Annotated in this window: 12 protein-coding genes; 10 read left to right on the forward strand and 2 right to left on the reverse strand. The window is 68.5% G+C overall.

The window, feature by feature from the left end; genetic code table 11:
* The first annotated feature begins 2 nt into the window (after positions 1–2).
* Both ABIC35_RS07105 and ABIC35_RS07110 read left to right on the forward strand, forming a co-directional pair.
* Positions 3–3,053 (forward strand): TonB-dependent receptor, encoded by a 3,051-nt coding sequence (locus ABIC35_RS07105; RefSeq protein ID WP_354278366.1) that lies wholly within the window; start codon positions 3–5, stop codon positions 3,051–3,053.
* Between the two features lie 62 nt (positions 3,054–3,115).
* A complete protein-coding gene (locus ABIC35_RS07110) occupies positions 3,116–4,534 on the forward strand; it encodes a glucoamylase family protein (RefSeq protein ID WP_121077880.1) in 1,419 nt (472 codons plus the stop codon).
* Here ABIC35_RS07110 and ABIC35_RS07115 read toward each other — a convergent pair.
* A complete protein-coding gene (locus ABIC35_RS07115; RefSeq protein WP_121077882.1) occupies positions 4,531–4,749 on the reverse strand; it encodes a hypothetical protein in 219 nt (72 codons plus the stop codon). The genes ABIC35_RS07110 and ABIC35_RS07115 overlap by 4 nt on opposite strands.
* Positions 4,750–5,021: 272 nt before the next feature.
* Here ABIC35_RS07115 and ABIC35_RS07120 point away from each other — a divergent pair, with 272 nt between their 5' ends.
* From ABIC35_RS07120 to ABIC35_RS07150, 7 genes are all read left to right on the forward strand, one after another.
* Positions 5,022–5,774: a dienelactone hydrolase family protein gene (locus tag ABIC35_RS07120; RefSeq protein ID WP_121077884.1), complete on the forward strand. Its 753-nt coding sequence runs from the start codon at positions 5,022–5,024 to the stop codon at positions 5,772–5,774.
* Between the two features lie 115 nt (positions 5,775–5,889).
* Positions 5,890–8,544 carry a glycoside hydrolase family 2 TIM barrel-domain containing protein gene (locus ABIC35_RS07125; RefSeq protein WP_121077886.1) on the forward strand — a complete coding sequence of 885 codons (2,655 nt, stop codon included), beginning with the start codon at positions 5,890–5,892 and terminating at the stop codon, positions 8,542–8,544.
* 46 nt (positions 8,545–8,590) lie between these two features.
* Positions 8,591–9,358 (forward strand): ATP-binding cassette domain-containing protein, encoded by a 768-nt coding sequence (locus ABIC35_RS07130; protein WP_121077888.1) that lies wholly within the window; start codon positions 8,591–8,593, stop codon positions 9,356–9,358.
* Positions 9,355–10,878, forward strand: a complete 1,524-nt coding sequence (locus ABIC35_RS07135; protein WP_121077890.1) for an ABC transporter permease/substrate-binding protein — start codon at positions 9,355–9,357, stop codon at positions 10,876–10,878. Before ABIC35_RS07130 ends, ABIC35_RS07135 begins: the two co-directional genes overlap by 4 nt.
* A 227-nt stretch (positions 10,879–11,105) precedes the next feature.
* Positions 11,106–11,411: a hypothetical protein gene (locus tag ABIC35_RS07140; RefSeq protein WP_220667359.1), complete on the forward strand. Its 306-nt coding sequence runs from the start codon at positions 11,106–11,108 to the stop codon at positions 11,409–11,411.
* A gap of 2 nt (positions 11,412–11,413) precedes the next feature.
* The gene (gene mdtN, locus ABIC35_RS07145; RefSeq protein ID WP_121077892.1) at positions 11,414–12,466 is read left to right on the forward strand and encodes a multidrug transporter subunit MdtN; all 1,053 of its coding nucleotides are present in this window, start codon (positions 11,414–11,416) and stop codon (positions 12,464–12,466) included.
* Positions 12,450–14,318 (forward strand): FUSC family protein, encoded by a 1,869-nt coding sequence (locus ABIC35_RS07150; RefSeq protein ID WP_121077894.1) that lies wholly within the window; start codon positions 12,450–12,452, stop codon positions 14,316–14,318. The genes mdtN and ABIC35_RS07150 overlap by 17 nt, the downstream gene beginning before the upstream one ends.
* Here the strand turns inward: ABIC35_RS07150 and ABIC35_RS07155 are convergent.
* Positions 14,281–15,096, reverse strand: a complete 816-nt coding sequence (locus ABIC35_RS07155; protein WP_121077896.1) for a hypothetical protein — start codon at positions 15,094–15,096, stop codon at positions 14,281–14,283. The genes ABIC35_RS07150 and ABIC35_RS07155 overlap by 38 nt on opposite strands.
* 194 nt (positions 15,097–15,290) lie before the next feature.
* Between ABIC35_RS07155 and ABIC35_RS07160 the strand changes: the two genes are divergently transcribed.
* Positions 15,291–18,050, forward strand: a complete 2,760-nt coding sequence (locus ABIC35_RS07160) for an ATP-binding protein (protein ID WP_121077898.1) — start codon at positions 15,291–15,293, stop codon at positions 18,048–18,050.
* The last annotated feature ends 2 nt before the right edge of the window (positions 18,051–18,052 follow it).

The raw sequence follows: 18,052 nt of genomic DNA on the forward strand, positions 1-18,052 counted from the left end.
CCATGAACAAGCTAGTTTTGCGTTCCGCATTGCTGACGATGACCGTGCTGGGCAGCGGTGCCCTGCTCGCCCCCGCCCCTGCCATGGCCCAGGTCGGCCAGGCATCACTGCGCGGCACGATCACCGCCCCGGCCAACAACCCGGTCACCGAAGTCACCGCGATCGAAGTGTCGACCGGCATCCGCCGCAGCGCGACCGTCGGCGCCGACGGCAGCTACAACTTCGCCTCGCTGCGCCCGGGCACCTATCGCCTGGAGATCAAGCTGCAGAACGGCGTGCGCAATTCGGACGCGTTCACGCTGCGCGTCGGCCAGAATGCGGGCCTCGATCTCGACCTGTCGACCACGACTACCGCAACGGCCGCCGATGCCGGCGCCGCTCCGGCGGGCGACGACACCGCCGCGCCTGCGACGGGCGACGAGATCGTCGTCACCGGCAACCGCATCCGCTCGCTGGACGGCGGCCAGGTCGGCATCAACATCACCCAGCGGCTGATCGAGCAGCTGCCGCAGAACAACCGCAACTTCCTCGCCTTTGCCGATCTCGCCCCGGGCGTGCGCTTCATCGAAGGCGCCAACGGCACGTCGAGCATCAAGGGCGGGGCGCAGGACAGCCGCACGGTCAACGTGTTCATCGACGGCGTCAGCCAGAAGGATTACGTCCTCAAGAACGGCATCACCGGGCAGGACAGCTCGGCGGGCAATCCGTTCCCGCAGCTCGCGATCGGCGAGTATCAGGTGCTTTCGTCCAACTACAAGGCGGAGTTCGACCAGGTCAGCTCGGTGGCGATCACCGCGGCGACCAAGTCGGGCACCAACGAGTTCCACGGCGAAGGCTTTATCGACTATACCAACCAGGATCTGCGCGCGCGCCGTCCGACCGAGCTCTTCCCGGTCGAGCGCGACAAGGTCAATTCGAACAACAAGCAGTTCGGCGTTGCACTGGGCGGCCCGATAATCAAGGATCGCGCGCATTTCTTCGTGACCTACGAAGGCAAGCGGATCGACAGCCCGTATGACGTGCGGCCGGAGAACGGCGTCTCGACGAGCATCTTCCCGACGCAGTACCAGCGATATTTCGGCACCTTCTCGCAGCGCTTCAACGAGGACCTGTACTTCGGCAAGATCGACCTCGAGCCGAGCGACAAGGACCTGATCGAGCTCACCGGCAAGTATCGCAAGGAATCGGGCTCGCAAATCGCGACCGGCGTCAACGCGTCGAACACCGCGACGCTCAACAAGGTCGACGAGAAGCGCTTCATGCTCCGCTGGCAGCGCAGCGAGGACAACTGGATCAACGACGCCCGCGTCTCCTACCAGGATACCAAGTGGGCGCCGACGCCGGAAACCATCGGCAACACCAGCTTCTTCCAGGCCTCGACCGTGAACAACGGGAACTTCACCCGCACCGACCTGCTCCGCTTCGGCGGCGGCGGCAGCCAGCAGGACAAGGGCCAGAAGGGCTGGACGGTGCAGGACGACTTCACCTTCACCGGCTTCAACGGGCACACCATCAAGGTCGGCACCAAGGCGAGCTTCATCCGCCTGCGCTCGCTCGAGCAGAACCGCGCCAACCCGCAATATACCTACGACATCAACGCGTTCAGCCCCACCGGCTTCAACGACCAGGTGCCGTATCAGCTCGACTTCGGCGTCCCCACCGGCAACGGCCCGGTCGATATCCGTTCGAGCAACTTCCAGTTCGGCGTCTATGCGCAGGACGATTGGGACGTGACCTCGCACCTGACGCTCAACCTCGGCCTGCGCTGGGATTATGAGCGTACCCCGGCCTTCGTGAACTATGTGACCTCGCAGGAAAACCTGACGGCGGTGTCGCCGGCCAATTATCCGAACCTGGTCAATGCCGACTACAACATCAACGACTTCATCTCGAACGGCCGCAACCGCAAGACCTTCACTGGCGCCTTCCAGCCGCGGCTCGGCTTCACCTACCGCATCGACGAGGCCGGCCGGTTCGCGGTGTTCGGCGGCTATGGCCGTTCTTATGACCGCAACCAGTTCGACTTCCTCCAGCAGGAAGTGAGCCAGGGCGTCTACGCGGTGCGCCGCTTCAACTTCCGCGGCGCGGATTCCAATCCGAACAATGCCTGTGTCGGGGCCGATGCATCGACCTGCGTCACCTGGAACCCGATCTACCTGACCCCGGAGGGCCGCCAGCAGCTGCTCGCCGGCGCGACCGGCGGCGGCCGTGAGTTCCGCTTCCTCCGCAACGACCTCAAGGTCCCCTATTCGGACCAGTTCAGCCTCGGCATCCGCGGCCGCTTCCAGCAGGTCGGCCTCGAGCTCGGCTACAGCCATGTCGCCAGCCGGGATGGGTTCGCCTTCCTGCTCGGCAACCGCCGGCCGGACGGCAGCTTCTTCTTCAACGATCCGGCCAACCCGACCGACACGCCTGCGCCGCCGTTCGGCTTCTCGCCGAAGGGCTATAACAGCATCATCCTCGGCACCAACGGGCTGAAGACCAATGCGGACTCGGTCTATTTCAAGGTCACCAAGAGCTATACCCAGGCCTCGCCCTGGAGCCTCGACGCGACCTACACCTATACCGAGGCGACCGAGAACCAGCTGGGCGAGACCTATCTGCTCGATTTCCCGTCGGTCGGCGATTACCCGATGCTGCGCTCGTCGGGCGTGCCGCGGCACCGGCTGGTGATGGCGGGCAGCGTCGACCTGCCGCTCGGCTTCGCGCTGTCGTCCAAGTTCCAGATCGAATCCGCGGCCTATGAGAAGGCGATTCTCAACCAGTCCAATCCGTTCCAGCGCGTGGTCGTCGGCCGCGAGGTCGATGGGTCGGGCGGCGGCTGGGGCCGGCGCCAGCTCGACATGGCGCTGACCAAGTACGTGCCGATCCACTTCATCAGCGATCAGACCCGCCTGCGCTTCCGCGTCGACGTGCTGAACGTGTTCAACGATTACAACTACATCACCTTCAACAACGACCCCGCCTCGCGGGATTGGGGCGCACGCAGCAGCTATGACGTCGGCGGCAACCCGCCGCGCACCGTCAAGCTGTCGGTCGGCTACTCCTTCTGATCCCTCCTCTGGGACGGCGCCTCTCCCTGGCGCCGTCCCATTTTTTTCAGGACCCAAGTTTCATGATCGATCGCAGGCAACTGCTCGGCTCCGGCGCGCTGGTGCTGGCGGGCCTCGCGGGCGCATGCTCGCAACCCGGTACCCGCATCGGCGGCCCCGGCGCCGCACCGGGCGCAGACCCGCTGATCCGCGATCTGCAGGAACGTACCTTCCGCTATTTCTGGGATACCACCGATCCCGAGACCGGCCTCGCGCCCGATCGCTGGCCTACCCCCTCCTTCGCCTCGATCGCCGCGGTCGGCTTCGCGCTCACCGCCTATCCGATCGGCGTCACCAATGGCTGGATCACCCGCGACCAGGCGCGCACCCGCACGCTGGCCACGCTGCGCTTCTTCGCCACCGCGCCGCAGGGCGACGGGCAGAGCGACGCCAGCGGCTACAAGGGTTTCTTCTACCACTTTCTCGGCACCACCAAGGGCCGCCGCTTCGCCCGCGCCGAGCTGTCGACGATCGACACCGCGCTGCTGCTGGGCGGCGTGCTGTTCGCGCAGAGCTGGTTCGATGCCGACGATCCCCAGGAGGCCGAGATCCGCAGTCTTGCCGACCAGCTCTATGCCGCGGTCGACTGGACCTGGATCACGCCGCGCCCGCCCTTCGTCTCGATGGGCTGGCACCCGGAGAGCGGCTTCATCCCTTCGGACTGGAACATCTATAACGAAGGGCTGCTGCTGTACGTGCTGGCGCTCGGCTCGCCGAGCCATCCGCTGCCGCCCGAGACCTGGGCCGCCTGGACTGCGCGCTTCGATGCACAGTGGAGCGACAAATGGGGTGAACCGCACCTCCATTTCGCGCCGCTGTTCATCCACCAGTACAGCCATTGCTGGATCGATTTCCGCGGCATCCGTGACCCGTACATGGCGGCCAAGGGCATCGATTATTTCGAGAACAGCCGCCGCGCGGTGCGGGCACAGCGCAACTATGCGATCGCCAATCCGGGCGGCTGGTCCGGCTATGGCGCGGACGTATGGGGCCTGACCGCCTGCGACGGTCCCGGCGACTTCCAGCAGCGCATCGGCGGCCGGACGCGCGAATTCTTCAGCTATTCGGCAAGGGGCCCCGATGATCGCGACGACGGCACGCTGGCGCCGACCGCAGCGGCGGCCTCGATCGCGTTCGAGCCGGAACTGGCCGGCCGCGCGGTGGCGACGATGCGTGCGCGCTATGGCCGCGGCATCTATGGTCGCTACGGCTTTCTCGACAGCTTCAACCCCACCCTCGCCCGCGCGGAAAAGCCGCTCAAACACGGCAAGATCGTGCCGGGCATCGGCTGGGTGGACGGCGACCATCTCGGCATCGACCAGGGTCCGATCCTGCTGATGATCGAGAACCTGCGCAGCGGCCTCGTCTGGGAGGTGATGCGCCGCAACCCGCACATCCGTCGCGGGCTGCAGCGCGCTGGCTTCAAGGGAGGTTGGCTTTAATCGTCCTGCCGGTCGGTCTTCTTGGGCGCGACCCAGACATGGACCGGCACGACGACCTTGCCCGGTGCAGGCTTGCCGACATCGACGCGGCTGGCCTGGACCAGCTCGCCATTGGACAGGGTGAAGGACGCCCAGGGCTTGGGCATGCGGTTGAACGTCATCTTCTGGATGGGTTCGCCGGTGTTCGAATTCATGATGGTGGCAATGACAGGCATGCCCTGCCGCTATTCGGGCAGGCGCCGGGCTGTCCAGCGGGGGCGCCGACGAATCTGTGGATAGCATAGGCGCGCGCTGAGGCACGATCCGCCCACAGCCATCGTCATCCCGGCGACAGCCGGGATCCAGTCGCCTCTCGGTACCGGCAAGAGCCGAAACGGAGCGCCAATGGATCCCGGCTTTCGCCGGGATGACGGCTGGTGGGCAGGAAAGGTTCCTCTACGGCCGCTCTCGTGTAAAGCCGCCGCTGAATCAGCAAAGGGAGCAGCCCATGATCATCCGCAGCGACGAAACGCAGGACATCGAGGTGCCCGGCGGCGGCACGATGCGGATGCACCTGTTCCGCCCGGCGGTGGAGGGTCGCTTCCCCGGCGTGCTGCTCTTTTCCGAGATCTACCAGGTGACGGCCCCTATCCGGCGGCTGGCGGCGATGCTTGCGGGCAACGGCCTGCTCGTTGCGGTGCCGGAGGTCTATCACGAATATGAGCCCGCCGGCACCGTGCTCGCCTATGATCCCGCGGGCACCGATCGCGGCAATGCACTCAAGATCACCAAGCCGGTCGCCGCCTTCGACGCGGACGCCACGGCGGCGCTGACCGCGCTGGCGGCGCATCCTGCCTGCTCCGGCAAGCTCGGCACCTTCGGAGTGTGTCTGGGCGGCCATCTCGCCTATCGCGCCGCGCTTGATCCGCGCGTGTCGGCGGCGGCGTGCTTCTACCCCACCGACATCCATTCGGGCACGCTCGGCGAGGGCCGCAGCGACGACAGCCTCGCGCGCATGGCCGAGCTGAAGGCGGAGCTGCTGCTCGTCTGGGGGCGGCAGGACCCGCATATCCCCTTTGCCGGGCGCGAGGCGATCCGGGCGCGGCTGGAGGAAGTCGGCGCATCCTATGCCTGGCACGAGTTCAACGCCCAGCACGCCTTTCTGCGGGACGAAGGCCCGCGCTTCGATCCCGCGCTGTTCCTGCAGGCGATGGCCCTCACGCTCGATTTCTACCGGCGGACGCTGGGAGGCTCGGTATAAATCCGAGTGATGCATTTGCATCCATGCGATGATCTTGATTGACAGGCCACTGCCGTGCGAGTGGTATGACCAATAAGGCGGCGCGGCACGCGACTGCCGTGGGAGAGACATCGCTATGCGCACCGCCTCGGTCTTGGCCACCCTCCTGCTATCTTCGGTTGCGATTGTGGCGCCGGTTTCTGCCGAGGCGCAAACCAGCGCCGAACCCCGCGCGACGATCGATCTCTCCACCGGCTGGCGCTTCCATTTCGGCGATGCCGACACAGCCCCCGCCGCTCCGGGCTTCGACGATGCCGCGTGGCAGCCGGTGGCGGTGCCGCACACTTGGAATAAGGTCGGCACCTATGCCGTGACGCGTTCCCCCAATGCGGACATGCGGCAGGGCCAGGGCTGGTACCGCCGCAGCCTCACCGTGCCGGCGGCGCTGCAGGGCCGGCGGCTGTTCCTGGAATTCGACGGCGTATCCAAGATCGCCGACATCTGGGTGAACGGAAAGCATCTGGGCAGCCATGCCGGCGCCTTCGGCCGCTTCCGGATCGACGTGACGGGCGCGCTCAAGCCCGGCGCCAACAGCCTCGTCGTCCGCGCCGACAACAGCGCCGCCGCGCCGGGCAGCAGCACCGAGCATGTCATCCCGCTCGGCGGCGATTTCTTCGTGCAGGGGGGCATCTATCGCGGCGTGCGCCTGATCGCCGTGGAGGACGCGCATATCGACCTCTCGGATCATGGCGGGCCGGGCGTGTATCTGCACACGCCGAAGGTCTCGGCGACCAGTGCCGAGGTCGCCGCCAAGACGCTGCTGCGCAACCTCGGCACCCGCGCCCGGACGCTGACCCTCACCACCACCATCCAGGACGCGACCGGCAAGACGATCGCCACCGATCGAGCGCCCGCCACGCTCGCGCCGGGCCAGGCGCTGGCGGTGGAGCGCAGCCTCACCGTCGCCAACCCGCAGCTCTGGCAGGGCCGCGCCGATCCCTATCTCTACCGCGTCGTCAGCGAGCTGCGCGACGGCGCCCGGGTGATCGATCGGCAGGTCCAGCCGCTCGGCATCCGCAGCTTCGTCTTCGATCCGAACCGCGGGCTGATCCTCAACGGCAAGCCGACCCCGCTCCACGGCGTCTCGCGGCACCAGGATGTGGGCGGCAAGGGCTGGGCGCTCACCCCCGAGGATCATGCCCGCGACATGGCCTTCGCGCTCGAACTCGGCGCCAACACGATCCGCCACGCGCATTATCAGCACGCCCAGGAATGGACCGACGAGGCCGACAAGGCAGGCATGGTGGTGTGGGCCGAACTCCCCTTCGTCCATGAGGCCAATGTCGAGCCCAGCCAGCCGCCGGCGCCCGAGACGATCGCCAACGCCGAGGAACAGCTGCGCGAGCTGATCCATCAGAATTACAACCACCCCTCGATCCTGCTCTGGTCGGTCGGCAACGAGGCCGATATCGGCGCGGCGATCGACGCGATGCGCAAGGGCGGCGGCGGCAAGCCGGCCCAGTCGCGCGCCATGCTGGAGCAGCTCGACAAGCTGGCCCGCGCGGAAGATCCCAGCCGCCCCACCGTCTATGCCGATTGCTGCGAGGACACGCCCTCGGTGCTGTCGATGGCAGGATCGCCCAGCCTCAACGGCGTGACGCAGGTGATGGGGCTGAACCGCTATTATGGCTGGTATTATGGCGATCTGGACGGCGTTGGGCCGGCGCTCGACGCGCTCCACGCCAAGCACCCGACGCTGCCGATCGGCCTCAGCGAATGGGGTGCCGGGGGTGCGATGACCCAGCATAGCGACAATCCGCGCGGCGGCCCGGTCGCTTCCTATGGCCGCCCTCAGCCGGAGGAATATCAGAGCCTCGCGATCGAGGAGAATTGGAAGCAGATCCGCGCCCGCCCCTATCTCTCGGCGAGCTGGCTGTGGAACCTGTTCGATTTCGCGACGACCATGCGCAACGAAGGCGATGCGACCGACATCAACACCAAGGGCCTGGTCTCCTACGACCGCAAGACGCGCAAGGATGCCTTCTATTTCATCCAGGCGAGCTGGTCGGACGCGCCGGTGCTGCACCTCAACGGCCGCCGCTATGTCGACCGCGCCTATGCGGTGACCGACGTGCGCGGCTATTCCAACGCTGATCGGGTGTCGCTCTCGGTCAATGGCAAGCCGGTTGGCGAGGTCGCCTGCCCCGATCGGATTTGCGTGTGGCCGGGCGTGGCGCTGGCGCCGGGCGCCAACCATCTCGTGGCAACGGCGACGATCGGCGGCAAGCAGGTCACCGATGCGATCGACTGGACCGCGCCCGATCCGCGCAAGGGCGTGTTCATCGATTCCGGCGCGCTGGTCGGGGGCATGATGGGCGGCGACCGCTATGGCTCGGACGACTTCTTCCACGGCGGCACGCCGAAGGTCCTCGCTGGCCGCTCGCCCTTCGCGCCGCCGCCCAAGGTAGAGGGGACCGACAGCCCGGCGCTGTTCGGCAGCTACCGCGAGGGCAAGTTCGGCTATGAAATCCCCCTGCCCGACGGCAGCTGGACGGTGACGATCGCCAGCTTCGAGCCCGACGCCGCCAAGGGCGCCGCACGCAGCTTCGCAGTGCTGGCGAACGGGCAGCGGGTAATCGATAGCTTCTCGCCGATGCAGGCAGCGGGCGGCGCCAACAAGGCGACCACCCGCAGCTTCCAGGTGAAGAGCAGCGGCGGGCGGCTGGTGCTGGCCTTCGAGCCGGTCGGCGGCGACGCGGTGGTGGCGGGGATCGCGATCCGGCCCAACTAAGGTCGCGCTTTGACCTTTGCCGCGACATTGCCCACAAGCGTGGACGATGCCCGAGCCCTTGCGCAGCGTTGCCTTTGAAGGCGTCAGCAAATCCTATGCGAAGGGCGCGCGGGCGGTCGACGGCGTCTCGCTGGAGATCGCCGGCGGCAGCTTCGTCGCGCTGGTCGGCGCCTCGGGTTCGGGCAAGTCGACGCTGCTCAAGATGGTCAACCGGCTGATCGAGCCGAGCGAGGGCCGAGTCCTGATCGACGGCGAACCGGTCGGCGCCGAGCCGCCGCACCTGCTGCGGCGGAGGATCGGCTATGTCTTCCAGAATGTCGGGCTGTTCCCGCATCTGACCGTCGGCGAGAATGTCGCGATCGGCCTCAAGCTGGCCGGCGCAAAGGATCGGCAGGCACGCGTTGCCGAACTGCTCCAGCTGGTCGACCTGCCCGAAGCGATGGCCGCGCGGATGCCCGACGCCCTGTCGGGTGGCCAGCGCCAGCGCGTCGGCGTCGCCCGCGCGCTCGCCACCGCGCCCGGGCTGCTGCTGATGGACGAGCCGTTCGGCGCGCTCGATCCCGTCACCCGCGATGCGCTCGGCAAGGCAATCCGTGCGCTGCACGAGACCATGGGGCTCACCACCATCCTGGTCACCCACGACATGGCCGAGGCGCTGCTCCTCGCCGATCGCATCCTGGTGATGGAGGCCGGCCGCGTCGTCGGCGACGCTTCCCCACGCGAGCTGCTCGCCGGCAAGGGCGGCGCGGCGGCCGATGCGCTGGTCGCGGTGCCGCGCGAACAAGCCGAGCGGCTGGCGGCGCTCGCCCGATGACCAGCGCTTTCGCCCGCGTACCCGAATTGCTGGCGCAGCATCTGCTGCTCGCCTTCGCCGCGCTGCTGCTCGGCATCGTGATCAGCCTGCCCTTGGCGGTGCTCTCCGCCCGGCATCGCGGCCTGGCCCGTGCGGCGCTGGGGCTGGCGAGCCTGATCCAGACCATCCCCAGCCTCGCGCTGCTCGCGCTTTTCTATCCGCTGCTGTTGTCGCTCTCGGCGCTGGTCGGCGGCGGCATCCCGGCGCTGGGCTTCCTGCCCTCGCTGCTCGCCCTCACCCTCTATGCCCTGCTGCCGATCCTGCGCAACGCGGTGACCGGACTGGTCACGCTCGATCCGGCGGTGCGCGAGGCGGCGGACGGCGTCGGCATGACCCGCTGGCAGAAACTCCGGCTGGTCGAGGCGCCGCTGGTCGCGCCGATAGTGATGGCGGGCATCCGCACCGCCGCAGTATGGACGATCGGCGCGGCGACGCTCTCCACCACCGTCGGCCAGCCGAGCCTGGGCGACCTGATCTTCGCCGGGCTGCAGACGCAGAACTGGGCGCTGGTCCTCGCCGGCTGCATCGCAGCCGCCGGGCTGGCGCTGGCGGTGGACGCGCTGCTCGGCCTCGCCGAATGGGGCATTGCCCATCGCCGCCACATCCTGGTGTGGCTGAGCCTCGGCCTGCTCGCCGCCGGCGCGCTCGCCGCCCTCGCCCCCACCTGGCCGGCAAGCCGCGGCGTGGTGACGATAGGCGCCAAGGGCTTTTCCGAGCAATATATCCTCGCTCGGCTGATCGGCGCGCGGCTGGAGGCGGCGGGCTACAGCGTGCGGTACCGCGAAGGGCTCGGCTCGGGGGTCGCCTATGGCGCGCTGGCGAGCGATGCGATCGACGTCTATGTCGATTACTCGGGCACGATCTGGACCAACCAGATGCACCGCAACGACGTGCCGCCCCGCGCGGCAATCGTCCGCGGCGTCGCCGATTGGGCCAAGAGCACCAACAACGTCACGCTGCTGGGGAGCCTCGGCTTCGAGAATGCCTATGCCTTCGTGATGCGCGGCGACGATGCCAAGCGGCGCGGCATCGCGACCATTGCCGATCTCGCCAAGGTGGCCCCGTCGCTCAAGCTCGCCACCGATATCGAGTTTCTCGAACGCTCCGAATGGAAGGCGGTGCAGCGCGCCTATGGCCTGCGCTTCGCCGAGGCGCATCCCTATCAGCCCACCTTTATGTACCGGGCGCTGACCAGCGGCACCGCCGATGTGATCCCCGCCTTCTCCTCCGACGGCCGGATCGCCGCGCAGGGGCTGACGGTACTGAAGGACCCCAAGGGCGCGATTCCAGGCTATGACGCGGTGCTGCTGGTCTCGCCCCGCCATGCGAACGACGTGCGCTTCCAGGCAGCGCTCCGCCCGCTGATCGGCGCGGTGCCCGTCGAGCGGATGCGGCAGGCCAATTACCTGGTCGATCGCGATACCGACAAGCAAAGTCCAGATACCGCCGCGCGCTGGCTGGCGGAACGGCTTGGCCGCTAAAAGGCGGAAGCCGACCGGGCACGCGCGCAAGAGGGTTGGGACGCGCAGCCGGCCTGCTCCCGCCGCCACTCGCCCCGACCTCTCCCAAGCGGAGCGGATCGCGTTCTAGTCACGAGCGCCCCTGGGAGACGTTAGCCCGGGTGAGCCGATCGCACCAACCCGGCCTCACTCCCGAAGCATCGCCCGCACGGCGAAACCGGCCCGACAGCAATCTCGGAGACGGCGACGTGCGTACCAGCCCCCTATCCACCCGGCTCGGCAGGCCGGACAGCATCGCGGTGCGCCTGGCCGCAGCGTTCCTCGCGGTGCCGGCCGCCGGCTGCGCGCGCGGGGCGCCCTCGCTTGTCTTCTTCGGCGCCTATTTCCCGATCTGGCTGGCGTGCGCGGTAATCGGCTGCGTCGCGGCGGGCCTCGCCCGCACGCTGATGGTGGTGTCGGGCCTTTCGCACCGGCTGCCCTACCAGCTGCTGCTGTGCACCGCGATCGGTACCACCACGGGGCTGGTCGTCGCCGCGCTCTGCGTGGGGCTGTGACGATGCGCGCAGAAGGGAAACCCCGCTTCGGGATCGGCGCGCGGCTGGCGTCGATCGCCGTCATCCTCGTCTCCATCGCGTTCGGCCTCTACGCCCTGCAGCGCAGCAGCGCCCATCCCTCCACCGACGATGCCGCGGTCGATGCCGAGGTCGTCCATGTCGCCGCGGCCGTCGGCGGCCGCATCGTCGAGATCGCGGTGACCGAGAACCAACTCGTCCGCCCGGGCCAGCTGCTATTCCGCATCGATCCGGTGCCCTATCAGCAAGCGGTCGCCCAGGCGCGCGCCGACCTCGCCTTCGCCCGCGCCTCGCACGCGAGCCAGGGCCGTGCGGTATCGACCCAACGCTCCGCCGCCACCGTCGCCGCCGAGCAGATCGCGCGCGCCGAGGCCAACCTCGCGCTCGCCCGCCGGACGGTCGCGCGGCTGCGGCCGCTCGCCGATCAGGGCTATGTCCCCCGCCAGCAGCTCGACCAGGCCGAGACCAACGAGCGCGACGCCGCCACCAGCCTGCGCCAGGCGCAAACGCAGCGCCAGGGCACCGCCGCCGCGATCGACACGACCGATAGCTCGGCCGCGAACATCCAGGCGCGCGAAGCCGCACTCGCGGTCGCCGAGCATTCGCTGGGCAACACCGTCGTCCGCGCCGACCATGCCGGGCGGGTGACCGGGCTCTCGGTCCTGTCGGGCGAGATGGTCGCGCCCGGCCAGTCGATCTTCACGCTGGTCAATGCCGACGCGTGGTTCGCCGTGGGCAATTTCCGCGAGACCGAGCTCAAGCGGATCGCGCCGGGCGACTGCGCCACCGTCTACACGATGATCGACCGCACCCAGCCGATCCGCGGCGTGGTGACCGGCATCGGCGCCGGGGTGCTCGACGGCGACCGCATCAACGTGCCGCGCGCACTGCCCTATGTGGAGAAGTCGCTCAACTGGGTGCGTGTGGCCCAGCGCTTCCCGGTGCGCGTTCGCCTGACCGCGCCGCCGGCGACGCTGATGCGGCTGGGGGCGAGCGCCGTCATCCAGATCCGGTCCGGCAGTGCCTGCAAGCGTTGAACGCGCCGGCCCGCTGGCCGCGGCGTGGGCGGCGCTTTGGGCGAACACGCCGGACCGCCTCGTCTTCGCGCTGCGGCTGACCCTGGTCTGCTGCGGCTCGGCGCTCATCGGGCTGTGGTTCGAGATTCCGGATCCGGCGCTCATCGTTTATCTCGCGCTATTCCTCAATCGCCCGGACCGGATGAGCAGCCTGGCGATAGCCGTGGTAATGCAGCTGTTCATGACGGTGGTGGTCTTCTCGCTGGTCCCGGTCACCGCGTTGCTGATCAATGCTCCCTTCTGGCGGACGGTGGCGATGGCCGTCCTTTCCTTCGGGCTGATGTTCCTCGGCTCGGCGAGCAAGCTGCGCCCCTTCGCATCGAGCATGGCGCTGATCACCGCCTATGTCCTCGATCTGCTCGGCAGCCTGCCCGGGGGCGAGTTGGCAACGCGCGGGCTGCTCTATGCCCTGTTGTTCGTTGGGGTGCCTGCCAGCGTTTCCGTGCTCGCCGACCTGCTGATCGCACCAGCGCCGCGCCGGCTCGCGGGAGGGCTCCTCGCGCGCGCGCTCGGCAGTGCTGCCGACCTCCTAGAAGGCCCCAAAGACGCAGGGCGCGCGCAGTTCGATGCGCTCCGCCATCAAGCCGCTTTGGGCACGCCCGGGCTGCTCAAGCTTGCGAAGGTGGAAGGCGCGCTGACGCCGCGGGCAAGCGAAGCCTATCGCTCCGCGGCCGCGGCGACGGTGCGGATCCTGGCAGCGGTCGACCTGATCGACCGCTCCACCGATGCGACGGCGCGCGAAGCCCTCGCGGTCGCGCTCGCCCCAACGCTGCGCGCCATGGCGGCGATCCTCGCGAGCGGCGGCTATCCTGTCGAGATCGAAGCGCCGTGCTGGCCGGCAAAGGTTCCGGCCGACCTCACGCCCGTCCTCGCCATCCTGGACGAGGCGATCACCGGTTTCGCCACCACCCCGCCGCCGCCGCCCGCGCAGGGACATGGAGCGAAAAGCGGCTTCTTCGTCGCCGGTGCCTTCACCAACCCGGCGCACGTCGAATATGCGCTGAAGGTCACGATCGGGGCGATGCTCTGCTACCTGCTGTTCGCGCTGTGGGACTGGCCGGGCATCCATACCGCGATGATCACCTGCTACATCGTCGGCCTGGGCACGGCGGCGGAGACCATCGAGAAGCTGTCGCTGCGCATCGCCGGATGCCTGGTCGGCGCGGCGCTGGGGCTCGCGACGATCGTCTATGTTCTGCCCGCGATCACCTCGATCACCGGCATTCTACTAGTGATCGCCTCGGGCATGTTCCTCGCCAGCTGGATTGCGGCGGGCGATGCGCGGATTTCCTATGCCGGATTCCAGCTCGCCTTCGCTTTCCTGCTGTGCACGCTGCAGGGGCACGGGCCGGGCTTCGACCTCACCCTCTCGCGCGACCGCGTGCTGGGCGTGCTGCTTGGCACCGGCATATCCTATCTGGTGTTCACTCGGCTCTGGCCGGTGTCGGTGGCCAGGACGATCGACCCGGCGATCGCCCGCCTGATCGCGCTGCTCCGCCAGGCAGCCGGCGCCTGCGGTGCCGTGCGCGAAGCGCGCATCAGCCAGGCCATGGCCGCAGCGGCGACGCTTCGCCGCTCGGTCGAACTCGCATCGTTCGAGCCGGAGCGCCTGCGCCCCGCACCCGAATGGGTCGAGGCGCGGCACGACCTGCTCGCGCGCATCGATCGGCTGGAATCGTCGCTGCTGCTCGCGCAGCCGGGTGCGGGGGCGGAACTGGACGCGGTCGCCCGCGACGCAGATAGGCTGGCGGTATCCCGGGAGGGAGACACCGCTGTCAGCTCGGCTCCGCCACGGCCGTCGGCAGCCGCGTGAGGATTTCCGCCGCGATCCGCTCCTGGGCGGCCAGATCGTCGTCGCCGGCGACATCCATGCGATCGGACCAGAGGATCTGGCCCCAGCGATTGGAGAGCTCCATGGCGATCCGCCGCACGTCCTGCGCGCACCGCACCGTGCCGTGGAGCACGAGATCGGCACCCGCCTCGGCTGCGACGACGTCGAGCGAATAGCGGGTCTCGCGGAACTGGAACATGATCGCCCGCGGCGCCGCGCGGAACCGGACGGCGCGCTCGGCTGCATGGATCAGCTCGTCGGTAAGGCCGGCGGCGAACGCACGCTCTTCCCCGCACAAGGCGGTGAACGGCAGCACGGCAAGCATCGGCGCACGAACGACCGGCTCGGGCAGCTTCGGCAGCACCGGCTCGGCCTCGACGCGCATCCGGAAGCAGGGTGCATAGCTGCCGGTCGGCATCGAGATGATCACCGCGTCGTGGGCGCCCTGGCCGCTATAATAGGCATCGAGCTTGCGCCGCAGTCGCCGCGCCTCCACCCGCACCGTGGAATCGATCCGCGGATCATAGTCGACGACGCCCCCATAGAGCTCGATGCCGATCACCAGTTCCTTGAGCGTCGCTCCCCGCCCCGCCAGCGCCTCGTCGACGACGAAGCGGAGGAAGGAAAAGAGCTTGCCCGAACCGGCGAACGCATGGGTGCGCAGCCGTTCCAACTGGCCACGCACGGCATCGGCGGTGGGTTCTTCGATCAACGGTTCTTCGCCGGCACGGGCCGGCGCGGCAGGATCTGCCCGGCGCATACACAGTCTCCCCATGATGGTGATCGGGCGGCGTCGAACATTGTTGCCGATCGTCCCCCTCTGCTCGTGGCGGATACTCCAAGCCGCGACGCTTCCCCACTTAACAGATGCCAAGAGCTGCTAATTCGCGCATAGGTTAGCGCTAACGGTATGTTCGGGGGGACGCTGATGGGCTTAACAATGGCGGCACAGCCATGACCGAGAGGATCTTGCGGTTCGGCCCGTTCGAGCTTCGGCCCGAACGGGAGCAGTTGCTGAACGGCGGCGTGCGCGTCGGCCTCGGCTCCCGCGCGCTCGCGATTCTCGCGCTGCTGGCCGAGCGCGCCGGCGAGGTCGTCTCGGTCCAGGAAATCAACGAGCATGTCTGGCCGAACCTGTTCGTCCAGGAGAACAACCTTCGCGTCCACATGAGCGCGATCCGCCGGGCGCTTCGTGCCGCCGACAGCGACGTGGAAATCGTCAACGTGCCCGGCCGCGGCTATAGGCTCAGCGCGGACGTGGCGGTCGACGATGCCGGGGAGGAGAGCGACGAGGTCGCACCGCCGCCCGGCTTCCGGCCGCTCCCCCTGCCCCTGCAGGTCAACCGGCTGATCGGCCGGGAAGAAAGCGTGGCGCAGGTGCTCGCCTGCATCCATCTCCACCGGCTCGTCACCATCGTCGGCGCGGGCGGGATCGGCAAGACCAGCGTCGCGCTGGCCGCGCTGACGGGGCTCGACGACGAGACGCCGGTGTGTTTCGTCGACCTCACCAACTGCGCGACGGTCGAGCATGTCGCCGCGGCCGCGGCGGCGGCGCTGCAAAGCCCGATGGGGCGCGACACGACCCCGTCGGTCCTGGTCGATCGCCTGCGCGAATCCGAACTGATCCTGCTGCTTGACAATTGCGAGCATCTGATCGGGGTGGTCGCGCATGTCGCCGACACGGTCCTGCGCTCCTGTCCGCGCGTGAAGCTGCTGGCGACAAGCCGCGAACCGATCCGCGTGCCCGGCGAGATGCAGGTGCATCTTCAGCCCCTGCCCGTGCCGGCCGTTGCCGACACGACAGGCATGATCGCGGACAATCCTGCCGTCGCGCTGTTCGCGGAGCGGCTCGGCGCGGCTATGGGTGGCTTCGCGATCACCGAGGAGAATGCCCTGCAGATCGCAACCGTATGCCGATCGCTCGACGGGTTGCCGCTCGCGCTGGAACTGGCGGCGGCGGCGGTGCCGATGGTCGGGTTGGATGCGCTTTCCAGCGGCCTCACTGTCCGCCTGTCGCTGCTGGCCTTCGGCCGCCGCACCCTCGCCCGGCACGAGACGCTGGAGGCGATGCTCGACTGGAGCTTCGAGCTGCTCTCCCCGGTGGAGCGCACCGTACTCGCCTGTCTTGCGAATTTCCGCGCCGGCTTCGATCTGCCCGCCGCCGTACAGATGGCGGCGCTGGACGAGGAGGCAGAGACGCAGACCGCACAGGCGGTGCTGCAGCTCGCAGCCAAGTCGCTGCTCGTCGTCGAGACCGCGCCGCACGGCGTCAGCTATCGCCTGCTCGAGACCACCAAGGCCTATGCGCGGCGCAAGCTGGAGGAGTCCGGGCTGGCAGGCGTTACTGCGCGCCGCCACGCCGAATGGGTGGGTGGTGTGCTGGCGCGCGCGCAGGCGGACTGGTCCCGGCTCGAGCGCACGGTTTGGTGGGAACGCTATGGCCCGGCAATCGACGATGTCCGCGCGGCGCTCGCCTGGTCGCTCGGCGAAGCCGGCGACATGCGCCTGGGGGTGCGGCTGACGATCGCCTCGGCACCGCTGTGGCTCGGGATGTCGCAGTTCGGCGAGTACAACGCCTGGCTGGAGCGCGCGCTGGCGACACTGGAGGCGCTCGGCGAAGCCGGCGGCCCCGAGGAGATCCAGCTTCAGAACGGCCTGTGCGTGCTGCTCTACAATTCCGATCGGCCCAGCGAAGCCTTTGTCCGTGCGGCGACGCAGGTGCTGCGGATCGGCAAGAAGATCGGCGATCCCCTGGCTCGCGCCACCGGCCTTTGGCTGCTGTCCGGCCATCGCACGATCCTGGGGGACCATGAAGCAGCGCTCACGCTCGCGCAGCAGATGCTCGGCCCGGAGGGGTCCGCTCTCGATCCCGAGCTGCAGGCCTTTGCCCGCCGCGTGATCGCCGTCATGACGCTCCGCTCCGGCCGCGTGCACGAGGCGGCGGCGATGGGCAGCGATCTCGTCCGCGGGCTTACCGGCCGGGGATCCTATGGCGCGGTGCTCCGCTTCGACCACTCCACGATCACGCGCGGGAACCATGCGGTGACCCTGGCGATCCAGGGCAAGCTGGAAAGCGCCAAGGCGATGATCATGGAGGCGGCGATCGATGCCCACCGGCTGCGCAATTCCAATTCCTTTTGCTATCTGCTGAGCAGCGCTGCCTGCCCGATCGCGCTTTGGCTGGGCGACGACGAGCTCGCCCGCCACTATGCGGGGCTGCTCGCCCGCACGGCCGAGGCCAACCGCTTCAACTATATGGCCGAGCTCGCCGACTGGTTCACGCGGATCGCCGATCTCCGCCTTGGCAAGGTGCCGCAGCTGCCCGCGCTGGAGCAGCTGCGGCCGCCGCTCCCGCACGACAAGGACGTGTTCGTCACCGCCTGCGCCGCACTGTGCGATGCGGAGGTGGTTGCACGCGCCGAAGCCGGTCCGCCGCAATGGGCCACGGCGGAAATTCTCCGCGCCGACGGGGAAGCCAAGCACGATGCCGGCGACTTGGCCGGTGCACAGCGCCGCTTCGAGCAGGCCCTGGCGCTCGCCCAGGAACAGGGCGCGGGACTGTGGTCGCTGCGCGCAGCGACCTCGCTGGCGCGGCTCGCCGAGCCGAGCGCTGCGCAGGCGATCCTCGCGCCGGTGCTCGCCACCACCGAGGGCGACGACGTGTTCGCCGACATCCGTGCCGCGCGGGCGCTGCTGCCCAGCATGGCCGACTAACC

It is taken from the genome of Sphingomonas trueperi (assembly GCF_040545965.1).
Lineage (GTDB): Bacteria > Pseudomonadota > Alphaproteobacteria > Sphingomonadales > Sphingomonadaceae > Sphingomonas > Sphingomonas trueperi_C.